Annotated in this window: 18 protein-coding genes and 1 pseudogene; 5 read left to right on the top strand and 14 right to left on the bottom strand. The window is 56.5% G+C overall.

The window, feature by feature from the left end:
- Positions 1-120 precede the first annotated feature (120 nt).
- The 10 genes from NXF97_RS08495 to NXF97_RS08450 all read right to left on the bottom strand — a co-directional run bounded on the left by NXF97_RS08495 (position 121) and on the right by NXF97_RS08450 (position 9,641).
- Entirely contained in the window at positions 121-621 is a 501-nt protein-coding gene (locus tag NXF97_RS08495; protein ID WP_022373999.1) for a Dps family protein, read from the bottom strand.
- Positions 622-880: 259 nt separating this feature from the next.
- Positions 881-1,816: a protein translocase subunit SecF gene (secF, locus tag NXF97_RS08490; protein WP_274955719.1), complete on the bottom strand. Its 936-nt coding sequence runs from the start codon at positions 1,814-1,816 to the stop codon at positions 881-883.
- A 29-nt stretch (positions 1,817-1,845) separates the two neighbouring features.
- Positions 1,846-3,735: a protein translocase subunit SecD gene (gene secD, locus NXF97_RS08485; protein ID WP_074009164.1), complete on the bottom strand. Its 1,890-nt coding sequence runs from the start codon at positions 3,733-3,735 to the stop codon at positions 1,846-1,848.
- 199 nt (positions 3,736-3,934) lie between these two features.
- On the bottom strand, positions 3,935-4,282 hold the full coding sequence (gene yajC / locus NXF97_RS08480; protein ID WP_204206992.1) for a preprotein translocase subunit YajC: 348 nt from the start codon (positions 4,280-4,282) through the stop codon (positions 3,935-3,937).
- Positions 4,283-4,783: 501 nt separating this feature from the next.
- Positions 4,784-5,851 (bottom strand): N-acetyl-gamma-glutamyl-phosphate reductase, encoded by a 1,068-nt coding sequence (gene argC, locus NXF97_RS08475; protein WP_022373995.1) that lies wholly within the window; start codon positions 5,849-5,851, stop codon positions 4,784-4,786.
- Between the two features lie 151 nt (positions 5,852-6,002).
- Positions 6,003-6,395: a 30S ribosomal protein S9 gene (rpsI, locus tag NXF97_RS08470; RefSeq protein WP_022373994.1), complete on the bottom strand. Its 393-nt coding sequence runs from the start codon at positions 6,393-6,395 to the stop codon at positions 6,003-6,005.
- A gap of 11 nt (positions 6,396-6,406) precedes the next feature.
- Complete coding sequence (rplM, locus tag NXF97_RS08465; RefSeq protein WP_074009166.1) at positions 6,407-6,835, bottom strand: 50S ribosomal protein L13; 429 nt, start codon at positions 6,833-6,835, stop codon at positions 6,407-6,409.
- A gap of 309 nt (positions 6,836-7,144) precedes the next feature.
- Positions 7,145-7,690 (bottom strand): sulfatase-like hydrolase/transferase, encoded by a 546-nt coding sequence (locus NXF97_RS08460; protein ID WP_274955718.1) that lies wholly within the window; start codon positions 7,688-7,690, stop codon positions 7,145-7,147.
- 16 nt (positions 7,691-7,706) lie between these two features.
- A complete protein-coding gene (locus NXF97_RS08455; RefSeq protein WP_274955717.1) occupies positions 7,707-9,308 on the bottom strand; it encodes a transposase in 1,602 nt (533 codons plus the stop codon).
- Between the two features lie 27 nt (positions 9,309-9,335).
- Positions 9,336-9,641, bottom strand: a complete 306-nt coding sequence (locus NXF97_RS08450; RefSeq protein ID WP_274955716.1) for a hypothetical protein — start codon at positions 9,639-9,641, stop codon at positions 9,336-9,338.
- Between the two features lie 430 nt (positions 9,642-10,071).
- Here NXF97_RS08450 and NXF97_RS08445 point away from each other — a divergent pair, with 430 nt between their 5' ends.
- Positions 10,072-10,278, top strand: a complete 207-nt coding sequence (locus NXF97_RS08445) for a cold-shock protein (RefSeq protein WP_022373044.1) — start codon at positions 10,072-10,074, stop codon at positions 10,276-10,278.
- Positions 10,279-10,388: 110 nt separating this feature from the next.
- Here NXF97_RS08445 and icd read toward each other — a convergent pair whose 3' ends face one another.
- Positions 10,389-11,648: an NADP-dependent isocitrate dehydrogenase gene (icd, locus tag NXF97_RS08440; protein ID WP_274955715.1), complete on the bottom strand. Its 1,260-nt coding sequence runs from the start codon at positions 11,646-11,648 to the stop codon at positions 10,389-10,391.
- A gap of 126 nt (positions 11,649-11,774) precedes the next feature.
- Here icd and NXF97_RS08435 point away from each other — a divergent pair, with 126 nt between their 5' ends.
- Positions 11,775-12,191, top strand: a complete 417-nt coding sequence (locus NXF97_RS08435) for a DUF192 domain-containing protein (RefSeq protein WP_022373042.1) — start codon at positions 11,775-11,777, stop codon at positions 12,189-12,191.
- A gap of 164 nt (positions 12,192-12,355) precedes the next feature.
- Here the strand turns inward: NXF97_RS08435 and NXF97_RS08430 are convergent.
- The 3 genes and pseudogenes from NXF97_RS08430 to infA form a co-directional block, all read right to left on the bottom strand.
- Positions 12,356-12,934, bottom strand: a pseudogene (locus NXF97_RS08430) (superoxide dismutase); the annotation flags it as partial.
- Between the two features lie 192 nt (positions 12,935-13,126).
- Positions 13,127-14,635: an exodeoxyribonuclease VII large subunit gene (xseA, locus tag NXF97_RS08425; protein WP_274955714.1), complete on the bottom strand. Its 1,509-nt coding sequence runs from the start codon at positions 14,633-14,635 to the stop codon at positions 13,127-13,129.
- A 79-nt stretch (positions 14,636-14,714) separates the two neighbouring features.
- Positions 14,715-14,990, bottom strand: a complete 276-nt coding sequence (gene infA, locus NXF97_RS08420) for a translation initiation factor IF-1 (RefSeq protein WP_022373040.1) — start codon at positions 14,988-14,990, stop codon at positions 14,715-14,717.
- A gap of 352 nt (positions 14,991-15,342) precedes the next feature.
- Here infA and hemG point away from each other — a divergent pair, with 352 nt between their 5' ends.
- The 3 genes from hemG (at position 15,343) to NXF97_RS08405 (ending at position 17,225) form a co-directional block, all read left to right on the top strand.
- On the top strand, positions 15,343-15,906 hold the full coding sequence (hemG, locus tag NXF97_RS08415) for a menaquinone-dependent protoporphyrinogen IX dehydrogenase (RefSeq protein ID WP_022373039.1): 564 nt from the start codon (positions 15,343-15,345) through the stop codon (positions 15,904-15,906).
- A gap of 203 nt (positions 15,907-16,109) precedes the next feature.
- Positions 16,110-16,460, top strand: a complete 351-nt coding sequence (locus NXF97_RS08410; protein WP_022373038.1) for a CidA/LrgA family protein — start codon at positions 16,110-16,112, stop codon at positions 16,458-16,460.
- A 6-nt stretch (positions 16,461-16,466) separates the two neighbouring features.
- Positions 16,467-17,225, top strand: coding sequence for an LrgB family protein (locus tag NXF97_RS08405; protein WP_274955713.1), 759 nt, complete (start codon positions 16,467-16,469; stop codon positions 17,223-17,225).
- The last annotated feature ends 51 nt before the right edge of the window (positions 17,226-17,276 follow it).

Genomic DNA, 17,276 nt, shown 5'->3' with positions numbered 1-17,276 from the left:
CTCGAAAAGCTTTACCTCGCAGGGGAATTCGGAGGCAATTACCCGGTTCGTCAAACGCAAAATCCCCGCCGGGCACCACACCCAACGGGGATTCGTTCTCAAGGAGGAGAAACTCTCTGATTACTTCGCTTTGCGGCAGGCGCGCTTGGCAGCGGGCTTGGTGTCGCAGGAAGCGGCATCAGCGTCGGTGCGCATCGCGCGGATGAACCACAGATCCTTGGCAAAGCCGCTCAGGAATTCTTCAAACTGAGCCTGAACCTGGAAGTCGTCATTTTCAGCAGCTGCATCGCGGATTTCTGCAGCGAGCTTCTGCATCGTCTTCATATCGGCTTCAATCATCGCCACGGCTTCGCTGCAGCAGACCGTCTTGAAGGTCCCTTCCTTGATGACGGACTGAGCAAGGGAGTCCTTGAGCGTGGCCACCGGGCTTTCATCGCGCATCTTGAGGATTTCAGCCACATCATCGTAGGCATCGAAGGCGCGGTCGTAAAGAGCTTCGGTGTATTCGTGAACTGGCTTAAAGAGGTGACCGGTCACATTCCAGTGAATGTTGTGCAGCTTCACGTTCCAGACCAGAAGGGAAGCGATGTAGGAGTTAAGAAGCTTGGTCGTATTTTTCATGCTGGGGTTTCCTTATCGTTATGGCGGAGCTTACTTCTTCCGGGACGGGAGTTTCTGCATCCGTTCTTGAGTTACCCGGATTTTTACACAATATCTATCGTTAATCAATGCGCGATAGTATTATCGTATTAACAAGCCTCTCCCTGCATTATGGTCACAGGACTTCCTCCCTCACCGTTTTTACTGCCGGGCCTGATGAAAACGCCGCCCAAGGGCAGCGTTTTCAGGTTGACCCGCGTCAGTTTTTTGGGCCTTCCCGTTACGGTACCATTTCCTGGACTTCGTCCTTTTTGACGGGCTTCACGAGGTCTTCACGCTTCACACCCAGGTACATGGCAATTGCTGCGGCCACGAAGACCGAGGAGTAAATACCAAGGCAGATGCCGATCGTGAGCGCGAGCGAAAAGTGGTGCAGCGCCGGACCCCCGAAGAAGAACATCGAAAGCGTCATGGCAAGCGTTGACGTATGCGTGATCACCGTTCGCGAAATCGTTGCCGTGATGGCGGAGTTGATGACCTCAACCGTTGAGGTGCGGCGCATCTTGCGGAAGTGCTCGCGCACGCGGTCGAAAATAATCACCGATTCGTTCACGGAATAGCCGAGCACCGCGAGCACGGCCGCAAGCACCGGCAGTGAAAACTCCCACTGCATGATCGCAAAAATACCGATGACGATGATGACGTCGTGCAGGTTTGCGATGATCGCCGCGACGGCAAACTTCCATTCGAAACGAAACGCGAGGTAGATCATGATGCCGATCACAACCAAAAGCAGCGCCGTCGCGCCGTCGGTTGCAAGTTCCTCACCCACCTGCGGACCAACGTATTCGTTGTTAAGAAGCTTTACGCCCGGTTCTTTGACGCTTAACACCTTCATGAGTTCCTGCGCCTGCTGGCCCGAAGATTCACCGGCCTTCATCGGAAGGCGGATCATCAGGTCGCGCGCCGTGCCATAATTCTGCACGGCCGCTTCGACCTTGAGTCCCTGCTGAATCTGGCCCCGGACTTCCTCAGCCGACACCGCCTGCGGGTAATTCACCACAACCTGCGTACCGCCCGTGAATTCGATGGAAAACGCCAGGCCGTGCGCGAAGATCCAGTAGACCGCCACCGCAAAGGAAATGAACGAAATCGCATTCAGAATATGCGAAAAGCGCATAAACGGAATGGTTTTGTGAATGCGGAAAAATTCCATTTTCTTTTACTCCGAATCCGTTTACACCCTTAAGCCTTCGCCTTCTCGGCGTCGGGCTTCCAGACCTGACCGATATGCACGCGGGCGAGTTTCTTCTGTCGCCCGTAGATGAGGTTGATCATCGCGCGCGAAACAGTGACCGAGGTAAAGATCGAGGTCATGATGCCCAGGCAGTGCACCACGGCAAAGCCTCTCACCGGGCCGGAACCGAAAATCAAAAGCGCCAGACCCGCGATAAGACTCGTGATGTTGGAGTCAAGAATCGTATTAAAGGCCGTATCGTAACCTTCGCTGATCGCGAGCTGCGGCGTTCGTCCGACTCTCAGTTCTTCACGTACGCGTTCGTTAATCAGAACGTTTGCGTCAACGGCCATACCCAAGGTAAGCGCAATAGCCGCGATACCGGGAAGCGTGAGCGTTGCCTGCAACATCGAAAGGATGGCGATAAGGCACATGACGTTGCAGACAAGGGAAATCGCGCTTACGACACCGAAGACCTGGTAGTAGAGCATCATGAAGATCGCAACCACCGCAAAGCCGTAGAGCGTGGAGCGGAAACCCGCTTCAATGTTGTCGGCACCAAGGCTCGGCCCGATCAGACGTTCTTCCACGATTTCCATGGGAGCAGCAAGTGACCCGGCACGCAGCAGCAGTGCAGTGTCCGTCGCTTCAATCGTTGTCATACGGCCCGAAATCTGCACACGGCCGCCGCCGATTTCCTGACGGATCACGGGAGCGGTCACCACTTCGCCCTTACCCTTTTCAAAAAGGATGATGGCCATGCGCTTACCGACGTTGTCGCGCGTCACATCGCGGAAAATGCGGGCACCCTTATTGTCAAGCGTGAGGTTTACCGTGGGCTCCTGGGTTTGCGAATCAAACCCGGGCTGCGCGTCGTTTAAGTTTTCACCGGTGAGAATCACGCGGCGCTTCACAAGAATGGGCCTGCCCTCGCGGTCCATGTACTTTTCGTCGCCGAAGGGGACGTTACCCTGCTGCATCTGCGCATAGGCTTCGGGCGAATCGTCCACCAGACGCACTTCAAGCGTGGCGGTACGGCCGAGGATGTCCTTGGCCTTTGCGGTATCCTGCACACCGGGGAGCTGCACCACAATACGGTCGGCGCCCTGCTGCGCGATCACGGGTTCGGCCACACCGAGCTCGTTGATTCGGTTGTGCAGCGTCGAGATATTCTGCTTTAACGAGTATTCCTGAACGTTTTGAATCGCTTTCTGCGAAAGTTCCGCAACGATCATGAGTTTGCCGCCTTCGTCAGCCTCACGAAACGACAGATCGGGCTGCGTCTGACGCATCACGTCCATGGCGCGGGCGCGCTCCTCAGCGTCATTAAAGAGCACCTCAATGGTGTTGCCGGTACGGCTGATCCCTGCGTGGCGGATGCGCTTGTCACGAAACTGCGTTCTTAAGTCCGCAGCCGTCGATTCCGCACGCTTCTGAATCGCGGTACGCATATCAACCTGCAGCAGAAAGTGCACGCCACCCCGGAGGTCAAGGCCGAGGTACATCGGAAGCGCGTTGATTTTCAAAAGCCACGAGGGCGTATTGGGCACAAGGTTCGGCGCAACGATATAGCCCGGATCGGTTTTGTCGGGGTTCAGGGCCTTTTCAATCACTTCGCGGGCGAGCAGCTGCTCTTCACCCTGCGTCGGATCAAAACGCACGCGCACCGTGTTTTGCTGAGCGCCCTGCTCATAGAAAACACCGTTGGGAGTGAGCTTGGCATCGGCCAGTGCCTTCTCCACGTTTTTAAGGACCGTCTCATCGACTTTGACGGTGGACTTACCCGAACTCACCTGCACGGCAGGCGATTCGCCGTAGAAATTCGGGAGCGTATAAAGCGCCGCCACAATGAGCACAACGGCAATCAGGATGTATTTCCAAAGAGCGTAGCGGTTCATAGGAAATCAAACAAAAACAATCCGCCGGGAGCTTAAAAATGTTCTCAACGGAAACTGACGGAAAAAGGCAGACACGGCGTTACACGCGCGCTACCGGTAAAACGCGAAAAGGGCGCCTGCCGCCGTCAGTGGTCGGAGGGCGCCCGTTTACGCGGGAGCTTTTTGTTGGGCGGCTCAAAACGGCCGCCGCAAAAAAGCATCAGATCGACTTGATCGTTCCCTTGGGCAGAACCGTCTGAACGGCACCGCGCTGCATCGTAATCGTCACGGGCTTGTCGTCCACGCGGCTGATTTCGATCACGATGTACTGGTCGTTAAGATCCGCAATACGGCCGGCAATGCCTCCGAGCGTCAGGATCTCATCACCCTTGGCGAGCTCCGAACACATCTTCATGTGTTCCTTCTGGCGCTTTTGCTGCGGACGGATGAGGAAGAACCAGAAAACAACGAAAATCAGAACAATCGGAACAATCTGCATGAGCAGACCGCCGGCGCCGCCGGCTGCTGCATCGGCCGTCTGGGCCATTGCATCGGAAATCAGGAACACAACTTTCCCCTTAAGGTATGTATGTAGGCTGCGCCCGTCAAAAGCGCAGTGCCCGCATTATACGGGCTTGCCGCGGACCGCCCAAAAATAAAGTTGCAAACAGTTGTGGACGGATTTCACTGCAAAAGCCGCGCCCCCATGCAGTAGCATAACTGAAATTATCATAAAGCCAGTTATGACGATGCACTTTACCGGCCGACAGACTGAACTTGCTCACCTCCACGCCGCCCGCGAACGCGTTTTCCAGGGGGCCTCAGAAATCAGCTTCAGACCGGCCGCCGCGGTATTGGCAAAACCTCGCTTGTTCTCAAACACTGCGGGAACCAACGCGCGCTTTACCTGTATGCCGCAAACGTAACCGAGGGCCTTCTCACGCGGCGCTTCACAGGATTTGGGCGGAGGCACCCGCTTCTTTGCGAATCGGCTGACGCCTGCCGCAGAAAAAAAGACCGGTGTCTCAAACGAGTCCGGTCTCTGCATGTTTTGGGTAGATCAAGCGCCTTAGGGCGTCGTTGCGGGCCGGTAAAGTCCTGTCTTTTCATCAATGCCCGCCATCAGATTCATCGCCTGCACGGCCTGACCGGCAGCGCCCTTCACAAGGTTGTCTTCCACGACAAGAATCACCAGAAGGTCCCCGCCCTGCGGACGGTGCACGGCAATGCGAGCAAAGTTTGATCCCCGCACACTGCGTGTTTCAGGCGTTGATCCCGCAGGCATCACGTCAACGAAGGGTTCGTCCGCATAGCGCTTTTCAAAAAGCGTCTGCACATCAAGTTCCGTGCCGGGCTTACTAAAGCGCAGATAAATCGTCGAGTGAATCCCGCGGATCACCGGAAGCAGATGCGGCACAAACGTAAGTCTCAGATCCTTGTTGCCGGACAGAAGCCTTAACTGCTGCTCGATTTCAGGCCCGTGGCGGTGCCCTGCAACCCCGTAGGCATGAAAGTTATCAATGTTTTCCGCGGCAATGAGTGAAACACTTGCCTTTTTACCGGCCCCGGAAATCCCGGACTTGCTGTCGGCAATGATGCTCGTGAGGTCAAAGGTGCCCGGATGCGCCTTTTCATAGGCCATCAAGGGAGCCAAGCCCAGTTCAATACTTGTGGGATAGCAGCCTGCCATCCCCACCACACGCGCGGTTTTCATGGCCTCACGCATAGTCTCGGGCTGACCGTAGACGGCTTCGGCCAAGAGTTCCGGGCAGGCATGATCGAGCTTATACCAGCGCTTAAATTCTTCAGCGTCCTTCAGGCGAAAGTCCGCTGCAAGGTCAATGATCCGCACGCCTTTACTCACGAGTTCACGCGCGGCATTCATCGCCACGCCGTGGGGCGTAGCAAAAAACACAAAGTCGCAGACGGTGAGATCTGCGGCATCGGGCGAAGAAAACTTCAGATCGTCCAAAAACCCCCGCAGAAAGGGAAAGAGTTCGGTGACAGATTTACCGGCTTCGGTGCGCGAGGTAATCGCGGTGATTTCCACGTCACTGCGGTTAGCCAGCAGGCGCAGCAGTTCACTTCCCGTATAGCCTGTTGCGCCCACAATCCCGACTTTGATTGTCTTGTCCATTCTGTTTCCTTCCCGTTTTGCGTTTTGAGCGGATACAAAAAAGCCGCCAGCGGCCATAGACCGAAAGCGGCTTTTCGTTTTTGCCCTCTCGTTTTCTCCCGTACGGCGCCGATCGGTGCAGTATACGGGAGAAACGCAGGTCCAAACAATATCAGCGCTTGCTGAACTGCTTGGCGCGGCGGGCACCGCGCAGACCGACCTTCTTACGTTCAACTTCACGGGCGTCGCGCGTGACGAGGCCGGCGTTGGAGAGAACGCTCTTCAGATTTGCATCGTAGTCGATCAGAGCACGGGTAATGCCGTGACGCACAGCGCCGGCCTGGCCGGATTCACCGCCGCCGGTGACGTTGACCATGATGTCAAACGTTTCGACGTTTTCGGTGAGCTGCAGCGGCTGCATGACGACCATACGGCCGGTTTCGCGCTTGAAGAAATCGTTGAGTTCACGACCGTTGATCACGATCTTGCCCGTACCGCGCTTGATGAAGACGCGAGCCACAGAGCTCTTGCGGCGGCCGGTACCGTAGTTGTAGTTGCCGATCATCTTTGTCTTCCTTAAATATCAAGAACCTTGGGCTGCTGAGCAGTGTGCGGATGCTCGGTGCCGGCGTAGATCTTCAGTTTCTTGATCATGGCGTAGCCGAGCGGGCCCTTCGGAAGCATGCCCTTCACAGCGATTTCGAGGGCACGGCCCGGGTGCTTGGCCTGCATTTCCTGGAAGGTCGTTTCATACACGCCGCCCGGATAGCCGGTGTGGCGGTAGTAGGTCTTCTTGCCGGCTTTTTCGGCAGAGAGCTTGATTTTGTCGGCGTTGATCACGACGATGTAGTCGCCCGTATCGACGTGCGGCGTGAATTCGGGCTTGTGCTTGCCGCGCAGACGAGCGGCAATTTCGGTGGCAAGGCGGCCGAGCACCTTGTCACTGCCGTCGACCACGTACCAGTCGCGCTTGACTTCGAGCGGCTTGGCCGAAAAGGTCTTCATTATTTTCACCTAATGGGTTGTGACGCAGCAATCAGACTCGCACTAAGGATGGCGCCCGTGCTTTAACGCGGCGGAAAAGGTGCCGCGACTGTCCGTCACTGAATCGTTTCTACAAATAGTCAGATGCCCGATTCTTCCGGACACCGAGAATGTGTTTTGCTGACGTCTGACGGTCATTATTGCCGCCGATTCAGTGGAAACGGGGAAATCTGCGGCGGCCGACAAAAAATCAGGGGGCGAATTTTACCTGCAAACGCCTGCGTGCGCAAGAGCCGCAAAAACCCTGATTTTTAAAGGCAAAAGAGGCGCCTAGCGCTTTTTCCAGCGGGTAAGCTCATCGACGGCTTCCTTAAGGTACGCGGGCATTGTTTCGTCCTTTGCGGGCCGCCCCGTCTTATCCTGAAACTCAAGCATTCCGAACTTATTGATGAGCACAATGCGCTCGGGTTCCACAAAGGCGTTTGAGCAGTAGCTTGCCGAATGAAACCAGTTTTTGCGGCGGTTTTCGCTCCAGAACGATTCGCCCGTCGTGTAGTCAGTGGTCGGATTGGTGCAGCCGAGCGCCTCAGGAATAAGCGTTGCCGTGAGGTCCGCGGAGGACGTTACCGCGTCCACCAGCCTGCCCGCTTTTCCCGGCCAGTGCACGATGAGCGGTACCTTGATCTGCGCGTCCGTGTAGTTGCCGTTATGCCCCCAGTAGTTCAGTTTATTGTCGTTAAATTCCTCGCCATGATCCGAACTCACCACGACGATCGTGTTTTCCAGAAGCCCCTTTTCCTTAAGGTACCCCGTGACGCGCGCGAGTTCTCCGTCCGTCCAGTAAGCCGAATTGCGGTAGCGGTTAAAGTACGGCACGGGATCCGTGTCGTTCCTAAACAACCCGCGCTTGAAAGCGCGGGGTTTCCTGACACGGTGCAGGCTTTTCCGTAACAGCCAAGGTTTTTGAGGCCTTGTCTGCCCGGGCGTCCCCTGCACCACAGGAACATTTAAAACGCAACCGCTCTACGGGTACGGGCTTCATCAGCTCGATCCGTCGGTTCCGGCGAAGGACTGCTTCGTCTTGCCGATTCGCTGGTTTGTACTGCACTATCGATCCGGCGTTCCCTGAGACTTGTTTGAGCCTCGCAAGCGCTGATTGCTCAGCCTTCAGATCGTAGCTGTCAGTGGCGGGATCCGCAAAATACAGGTTCATGGCGGCCGCGACATCGCGGTCCATGTACCAGCCCGTATCTCCCAACTGATAACTTCTCTCCCAAAGAGCCTTCTTACGGTACGTTCCCGTTTCGGGATCGTGCTGACTCGGGCGCAGTTTCCGGGGACTGACTTCCACCACACAACAGCCGGCGCTTTCAGCCTTACTTGTCATCCGGGTTATCAATCCTGCAATACCGCTTTTGCCCAAACTCTTGCCGTATCCGGCTCTCTGAAATGCTTTGTATGAGTTCTTCTCCACAATGACGGTGCCGGCCCTGCCGAACACCTGGTTAATCACTTCGCCGTGCAGGCAACGGCGGGTTTCCGCCTGACGGCGGTACAGATCCGCAAGTTTTGCCTTTGTTGCCTTATAGGTCTTGGATTCCTTCCAGACAATCTTTTTTCCGGCGGCTTTAACGGTGCCGTCCGCGTTGTAGCACTCCCGATTTGTGTCTCTGCGGGAGCGGTTCATGGCACGTAAAAGACGCGCAATCTCCTTTTCCTGAGAGACAGTGCCCGCGCTCACCAAAATCTTCTGCTGCCACTCGGGGCTGTAAAAAGTCATGGTCCTCGGGCCCGGATCAACAGCCACCTTGAGATCCTTGGGAGCATAAACGTGCTTGACGGGCGGTACGCCTTCGACAATGAGCTGAACAAAGTAGCGCATACGGCCGCGGATCATCCGCCGGACAAGACGGCAGTATTTGACACGCTTAAAGCCGGACGGATCTGTTGCTGAAAGAAGAGCTTCTTTCTGCCAGGCATCCGGGGCTTCAGCCTTTATCACCAGATCCAGAACCTCGAGCGTCCACGTCTTAGCCTTCCAACGCAACCCTGTTTTGTTTGATTTTCCCTCAACGCTGTGCAAGCCCCGTTTAGCACTCTTAAACCGCGGCTGACCGCCCTGATGAAGCAGCCAGCGCTCAATGCCCTGCCAGACACGTGTGGCAATTTTCTGCGCTTCGTTGATGCCGATGCGCTTTGTAAAGCCGCCCTTGGCACGGTGCTCTTTCACGACATCATGCAGGGCATACTCGGAAAGGCGAGCGGACTTCTGAATTTCCTTAAACCGCTTGTTACGGTCTTTGCCCTTGGGCATCGCGGCCGTCAGCTTCCATGCTTCAGTGCTTTTCATGGCGCGCACGCGTTTCTTTGCTGTTCCAAGAACAGCATTGAAGAGCTGGCGTGCATCGGAGAAGTAGGTCTCCAGTGCACTTTCCTGATCCTCTCCGGTTTTCAGGCCCAGCTCGATGACAAAGGACGGTGTGCGCGATTTCATAGCGGCTGAATATACCTTAAGCGAAAACTATGTGCATGGTTTGGCTGCGTTTGGGCCAAGATTAAAAAATTTCGAAAGCCCGCATTCCTCCCGGGGCTCAAGCCCCGGGCTTCCTGCGGGAAATTCTGTGAGCGGCCACCCCGGTACCATCAAAAAGAGGAGCGTCAGAACGAAGACATGCCCGGTGAGAAACACAAAGAAGTACGCGTACTGCCAGAAGGCCCAGTCTTCGGTACCCGTAAAGTAGCGGCTGCCTGTGACGGCTGCGACAAGCGCCGTAATCAAAGCCGCACGCAGCAAAAAGCCCGCGCCCGCACGGTCGGCGCCGAGCATTTCCCATAAGCGTTTCTTGCCCGCGCGAAAACGGCCGGCCGGTGTCTCAGAAATAAAGGTGCCGCATTGTAGCGGCTCGCGCTTAAATCCCCGAAGCGCCGCGCCAAAGCCCGCGGCAGAGGCTTTCGGAGCACTACCCCCCTTGTTTTCCCGCTCCCTAAGGAAAAACACGTGTAGTAAAAAACACAAATACCGCACTGCCTTAAGTCAAAAAGATGGCCCTCTGACTCGCCAATTGAGTCGGCTCAGCGTATTGTGTAACGTGCATTCGGCCTGAAGTCAGGGCTTTTGTCCTGAAAACTCTCGCTCACATGCTGGGATGCCGCACTTATCTATCCGTTTTACAGCGGCATCTGGCTCTGATGTTCTTTTGTTATCGGCAGAAACGTTTTTTGCCGGAGAAGCGGAGCAGGATAATTAGGAGTTAGAAATGGCAAGTGGTATTGTCAAATGGTTCAACGACGCCAAGGGTTTCGGTTTCATCACCCCGGACGAAGGCGGCGAAGATCTTTTTGCTCACTTCTCTGCAATCGAGATTGAAGGCTTCAAGACCCTCAAGGAAGGCCAGAAGGTGACGTTTGAAGTCGTGACCGGCCCCAAGGGTAAGCAGGCTGCTCACATCAAGCCCGTGAAGTAATTCACGTCTCGCTTTCGGCAAAAAAGCGCCGGTTCCGTTTCGGGAATCAGCGCTTTTTTCTTGTCCGGCAAACGCGGGAAGGCCCAAAAAACCTTCCCGTTTTTTTGCGCTTAGAGCTTCGCGATCAGCTCATCACCGAACCTGGAGCACGTGAGCGTCACGGCGCCTTCAACGAGCGCCGCCAAGTCCGCGGTGACGCGCCCCGAGGCAATCATGGCGGCCACGCCCTTTTCGATGAGATCAGCCGCTTCGTTCCAGCCCATGTGCCGCAGCATCATCTGCGCGGAGAGAATTTCCGAGCAGGGATTGGCGATATTTTTCCCGGCAATCGCGGGGCCCGTACCGTGCGTGGCTTCAAAGATCGCGACGGTATCAGAGAGGTTTGCCCCCGGGGCAATGCCGATGCCGCCCACCTGCGCCGCGAGGGCGTCGCTCACGTAGTCACCGTTCAGGTTCATGGTGGCGATGACGTCGTAGTCGGCGGGCGCAAGCAGGACCTGCTGCAAAAAGGCGTCACAGATGCAGTCCTTCACCACAATCATGCGGCCCGTCTTCGGGTTTTTAAACTGGCACCAGGGGCCGCTGCTGATCACTTCGGCGCCGAACTCGCGCTTGGCAAGGGCATAACCCCAGTCACGGAAAGCGCCTTCCGTAAACTTCATGATGTTGCCCTTGTGCACCAGAGTGACGCTCTTACGGTCATGATCCACCGCGTACTGCAGGGCTTTACGCACCAGGCGTTCGCTCCCCTCACGGCTTACCGGTTTAATGCCGATGCCGCTCGTTTGGGGAAAGCGGATCTTTTTAACGCCCATCGCGGTCTGCAGAAATTCAATCACCTTTTTGGCTTCGGGGGTATCCGCCGCCCACTCAATCCCTGCGTAAATGTCTTCGGTGTTTTCGCGGAAAATCACCATGTCGACTTTTTCCGGGTGCTTCACGGGAGAAGGGGTACCTGCAAAGTAGCGCACGGGTCTGAGGCACACGTAAAGATCGAGCGTCTGGCGCAGCGCAACGTTGAGGCTTCGGATACCGCCGCCCACCGGTGTTGTGAGCGGCCCCTTAAAGCCCACCTTAAACTGCCTCAACGCTTCAAAAGTTTCTTCGGCGATCCACGTGTCCTTGCCGTAAATCTTTGTGGCTTTTTCGCCCGCATAGATTTCCGTCCACCAGATACGGCGGCGTCCGGCATAGGCTTTTTCTACTGCTGCATCCACCACCTTTTTCATCACGGGCGTGATGTCCGCCCCGATCCCGTCGCCCTCAATGTAGGCCACGATCGGGTTATCCGGCACCACAAGACGCCCGTCCGTATCAACGGTTATGGCACTGCCCTGCGGCGGAACCTGAATATGCTCAAATGCGCACATATGGGATATTCTCCTTAGAATAGAGCCTGGCCGCCCGTTAACGCAGCCGAAGTCGAATTTTTTAATTATGGCGGCTCAGCTCATTTTCTTCCTATGCAATTACGCTTACTCGTTCTCGGAACCCTGATGCTTTCGTCACTGGCAGCCTACGGTGACGACAACGTGCGCATGGAAGAAAAAACCGTGACGGTAAACGACAAGGCGCTTACGGTGGAAGTCGCCCGCACGATTGAAGAGCAGCGTAAGGGCCTGATGTTTCGCACGGAGCTTGCCGCCGACCGCGGCATGGTCTTTGTGTTTACGCCCGTGCGGCCCGTGGCGATGTGGATGAAAAACACCCTCATTGACCTCGATGCCGCCTTTTTGGACGAAAAGGGCTGCATCTTCCGGATTGCCTCGATGAAGGCGAAAACGCTTGATCTGCACCGCTCGAAATTGCCTGCGGCCTATGTTGTTGAAACAAACGGCGGGTGGTTTGACTTTCACAACGTAAAGCCCGGGGACTGCTTTGCCGGAATTAAGGAATTAAGGCCGCGCCGATAGCTGCGGCGTGCGCCCATAAAAAAGACGACCCTTGAGCCGTCTTTTTTACTGACTGCGGGTTTCGATTCCCCGCAGTCACCGGATTAAACGTCAGCCTCTTAGTGGCAGCCGCCGCAGCAGCAGGACGTTTCCGCACGGCTGCCGCAGCCGCAGGGAGCGCCGTTAAAGCGGTCTTCCACAAATTTCCAGTTGACGAGCTTATCGAAGAACGCCGCGATGAACTTCGGACGGGCGTTGCGGTAGTCGATGTAGTAAGCGTGTTCCCAGACGTCAATCGTCAGAAGCGGCCTCATGCCGTGGACGATGGGGTTGTCGGCGTTGGAGGTCGAGAAAATATCGATCGTGCCGTCTTCCTTTTCCACCAGCCACGTCCAGCCGGAACCGAAGTTGCCGGCCGCAGCGGCGCTGAAGGCTTCCACAAAGGCTGCCACGTCACCCCACTTGGCGACAATCGCGTCACGCAGGGCACCCGCGGGTTCACCGCCGCCGTTGGGGGTCATGCACTTCCAGAAGTAGTTGTGGTTGTAGACCTGAGCAGCGTTATTGAAAATGCCGCCCTTGGCCTTCAGAATGATTTCCTTTAAAGGCTTGTCTTCCCATTCGGTACCCTTGATGAGCTTGTTGAGGTTCGTCACATAGCCCTGATGGTGCTTGCCGTAGTGGTACTCAATCGTTTCCTTGCTCATCACGGGAGCAAGCGCGTCCATGGCGTACGGAAGATTCGGCAGAATAAATTCGCTCATTGTCAGTCTCCTGAATTTCTCATGAAAACCGGGCGGCCGGGCAACACGCCCCGTCACCGGCACCGGTTAAGTTGGGCGCATCATAGTGCCGGATGGCTTAGAAATGCCTTATGGTTTTGCCGACTGAAAAAGCAGGTAACAATTTGCCGGTATCGGCTAAGCGGGAGTGCCTAAAAAATGAGCGATTCCGACCTATTTCGCCGTGCTTACCACGCGGCTTACGGCCTCGCCCCGGGCAAAGCGCACAGTCAGGCTCTCCCCGACCGTGAGTTTTGCGGCATCGCGCACAATTTCCCCCTTGTCGGTGACCGCGAGTGCGTAGCCACGCGAGAGAACCGCTTCGGGCGCCAGGGCCTTCAGGCGCTTGGTGAGTGCCGTCTGCCGCTCACGCTTAAGTCCCGTTTCTCCGACAATGAGGCGCTTTAAAAGGGCCTCGCGCCCGGCCAATTCCGTGCGCATCAGCGTCACGTCAGGCAGGGAATCGGCAAGTCTGCGGGTGAGTGCTGTCAGCGCGAGCCTCTTTTCGGGAACCTGGTTTTGAAGCGCTGCCTCAAGCCTTGCGGACAAACGCGCAAGCGTAAGCGACTGAGCGTCAAACGCGGGCCGCGCCCTGATAAGTCGCGCCGACGCCTCAAGATACGCCTTTTCTTTCTGCGCAAAAACCGTTACGGGGAGCCCGGCCACACGGCTTACCGCATAGTCAAGCCGGCGCTCCGCGTTTTCCATCTGCCGCTCAAAAAGGCGCTCCAGGCGGCTTGCCCTTTCAGCGCGGTAAAGCGCATGCATTACGGTTTCCCTGAGGCTGCGCTTCATCACGGCAAGAGCCCCGGCAATGACGCCGTCGGCCGCCTTCCAGTTTTCCATGGCTTTGGCGGCCGCCGCAGTGGGCGTTGCCGCACGAAAGTCCGCCACGAGGTCTGCGATCGTCGTGTCGGTTTCGTGTCCCACGCCCGAAATCACCGGTGTATGCAGTTCCGCAATAACCCGCGCGAGCGTTTCTTCGTTATAGGTCCAGAGGTCAGCGAGGCCCCCCCCGCCCCTCACGAGCAAAATAACGTCACACTCGGCACGAAAGTCCGCGTCCCTGAGCGCCGCGCAGAGTTCGGCCAAAGCGCCCTCTCCCTGCACCCGCGCGGGATAAAGGATGATGTCAACGGCAGCGCCCGCAAGCAAAATCGTGCGCACCGCGTCACGCAATGCCGCGGCTTCGGGACTTGTGACAATGCCGATGCGCCTCGGGTACAGGGGGAGCGCTTTTTTGCGCGAAACGTCAAAAAGGCCTTCGGCAAGAAGCTTTTCCTTTAACGCAAGAAAGCGCGCATAAAGGTCACCCTCGCCCGCCCTTTTCAGGCGCTTTACCACGAGGTTCATCTGCCCCCGGGGCGCATAGATGTTGATTTCGCCCTCAGCCACAACACTGTCGCCGCGCGCAGGGACAAAATCCAGGCGCGAAGCTGCCCCCCGAAAAAGCGCGCAGCTGATGTGCGCATCTTCCCGGGCGTCCTTCAGATCAAAATAGATGTGTCCGGAGGGCGCTCGCGAAATTGAGTGAATTTCTCCGGTGACTTTGACCGATGAAAAACCGGCGGCGAGCACCGATGTGATGCGGCGCAAAAGCTGCGCCACACCTTCGGCGGCGGGCCTGACGGGTTCAGCTGCGCCGTACCCGGCCCAGAGGTCAAAGTCGTCAAAGTTTTGCATCAGTTGTCTTGCGGAGACAAAAACACCGCCCGAAGCAAAGACTTAAGGCGGCATTTTTTACAGAGCGTCCGGGGCCGGATTAACGGCGGCGGTTTTGCTGCGGCTGCGCGGCACCCGCACCCATCGGAGGACGGCCCTCGATGTGGCGGAACGTGATGCGGCCCTTCGTGAGATCGTAGGGCGAGAGTTCCAGGGACACTTTGTCGCCGGCCAAAATGCGGATGTGGTGCTTGCGCATCTTGCCGTTGGTGTACGCGATGAGTTCATGACCGTTGTCAAGCTTGACACGGTAGCGGGCGTCGGGCAGGACTTCCAGAACCTGGCCGGCCATTTCAATAAGGTCTTCTTTTGCCATAAATCCAAAGCACTGCAGGCGGCGTTTTGTTGTCGGTCCGGCTCTGCAGCTTACTGTGTTTGTCTTTTTGTGCGCACCGATCCCGAAAGGGGCCGGACCGCGCTTTTGGCGCCCGCCGCATTTGTACGCAGACGCTGAATTTTTGATTTTAGACTGTTTTTTGTGCGCACGCGAGTACCCACCGCGAACTTTTTTGCTGGAAAAACCGTGTTCACCCTCCCATTTTGTCCGCAATGCGCGAATTTTTACGCCCGAAATTTTCTCCAAAGGCCTGCTGAATCTCTAAAATGGATTCTCTGCGCCGGTACCTGCCGGGCGCGGCAAAGAATCAGAATCCCCGGGAGCCACTTCCATGAAACACGTCCTTCTGGCCTATTACAGCCATGCCGGCCACACCGCCCGCATTGCCCGCCGCATTGCCGAAACCATTGAGGCCGAAGGCAGCCGCTGCGACGTCGTAAGCATGATGGAAGCGGTGCGCGAGGGCGTTGACTGGGATAAGTACGACATCGTGATCGTGGGCTCCCCCATCGTCTATGGTGTCTATAACCGCGTGGTCTGGGAGTTTGTCTCCGCCTACCGCGACCGGCTTGAGTCGATGCCCAACAGTTTCTTTAATGTGACGGTGGTCGCACGCTCCCCCAACAAAGCCCGCCCTGAAGGCAACCGCTACCTGCAGAAATTCGTGAAGCGCTCCCCGTGGAAGCCCCGTGACCTCAAGTGCTTTGCCGGCAAGGTCGACTACCCCAACTGGAACTGGTTTGACACCCTCATGATTCAGATCATCATGAAGATTACGAACGGCCCCACCAATCCCAACACGGTCGTTGACTACACCGACTACGAGGACCTTAAAAATTACGCCCGGCACTGCTTAAATCTTGATGTTGAGCAGGGTTTTGCCAAGAAAGCGTAACGCTCATTAACACGATTCCAAGGTCCGCTGCAGTTCATTGTGACGGACTTTTTCTTTTTCGTCTTTGCCCGCTTTTTTGATAAAAGGCACGACTGCTATCGTCCACCCCGTAGCCAAGCTATGGGTTTCAGTGTCAGAATTGCCCGCTTTCCCCGATGTAACTGCCCGGCCGATTGTTCTGTCGGGCTTTTTGGACTGACGCCATGGTTCTTACCATTGCATTGCTTCTATTCTTTCAGCTTGCGGGCACGGCCATCGTGACCGTCACGGGACTGCCCATTCCCGGCCCCGTGATGGGCATGCTGCTTTTTCTTTTTGCGCTGATGGTCAAGGACAACCTTCTGCAACAGACGCTGCCGGTGGTTAACGTTCTTCTCGCGCACTTTTCGCTGCTCTTTGTGCCGGCAGGCGTGGGCATCATGCAGCACGGCGCCCGGCTTGCCGCCGAGTGGCTGCCGATTGCCGCCTCCATTGTCATCTCAACGCTTCTGGCGATGGCCGCAACGGCGATCACGGTCCGCATTGTGATGAAAGTGATGAAAATTCAGGGGTAACGCATCATGTGGGACTCACTTCTTACCTCTTTACTGGAAATCCTCCAGGAAGTCTGGAGGCGTGAGCAGGCTGAGCCGTCACTTTGGCTTGCCGCAACGCTTATTGCCTATGCCATCGGCATGTGGGGCTATAAAAAGAGCGGTTATAAGCCGATCTGCACGCCGCTGCTGACCGCCATCGTGATTGTGGTGACTCTTCTTTTGGTTTCCGGCACCGACTACAAAACCTACCTTGAAGGCGGTCAGCACATCAACTTTCTGCTGGGACCCGCGACCGTAGCGCTTGCCGTGCCCCTTTACGAGCAACGTCTGAGGCTTGCAAAACTGTGGCTCCCCTTAACCTGCGGGCTCATTGTGGGCGCGAGTACCGCGATTGTCTCGGGTATTGTGATTGCTTCGGCGCTCGGCGCGAGCAAAGAAACCGTCATCAGTCTGGCGCCTAAAAGCGTCACGGTGCCGATTGCCATGGGTGTGAGTCAGCACTTGGGCGGTATTCCGGCTCTGACCGCGGCACTCGTCGTGATCACCGGTGTAACGGGCGCTTTAATCTGTAAGCCCGCGATGGCGCTTCTCAGAGAACATAACGATGCGGTGCGCGGTTTCTCAATCGGCCTTGCCTCGCACGGCGTGGGTACGGCAACCGCCTTTCAGATGAGCCGCGATACGGGTGCATTTTCCGGCCTTGCCATGGGCCTTTGCGGCCTGCTGACGGCCTTTATCGCTCCGCCGCTTTTACAGTGGACGCTGCCGCTTTTCTTTGATTAACCGGAAGGCATTTACACCTAAGCCCGCGGCGGAAAACGCCAGCGGGCTTTT

This window comes from Duodenibacillus massiliensis, from assembly GCF_928721995.1.
Taxonomy (GTDB): domain Bacteria; phylum Pseudomonadota; class Gammaproteobacteria; order Burkholderiales; family Burkholderiaceae_F; genus Duodenibacillus; species Duodenibacillus massiliensis.
Note: the sequence above shows the minus strand (reverse complement) of the source record. Positions and strands in the feature narration are given on the sequence as shown.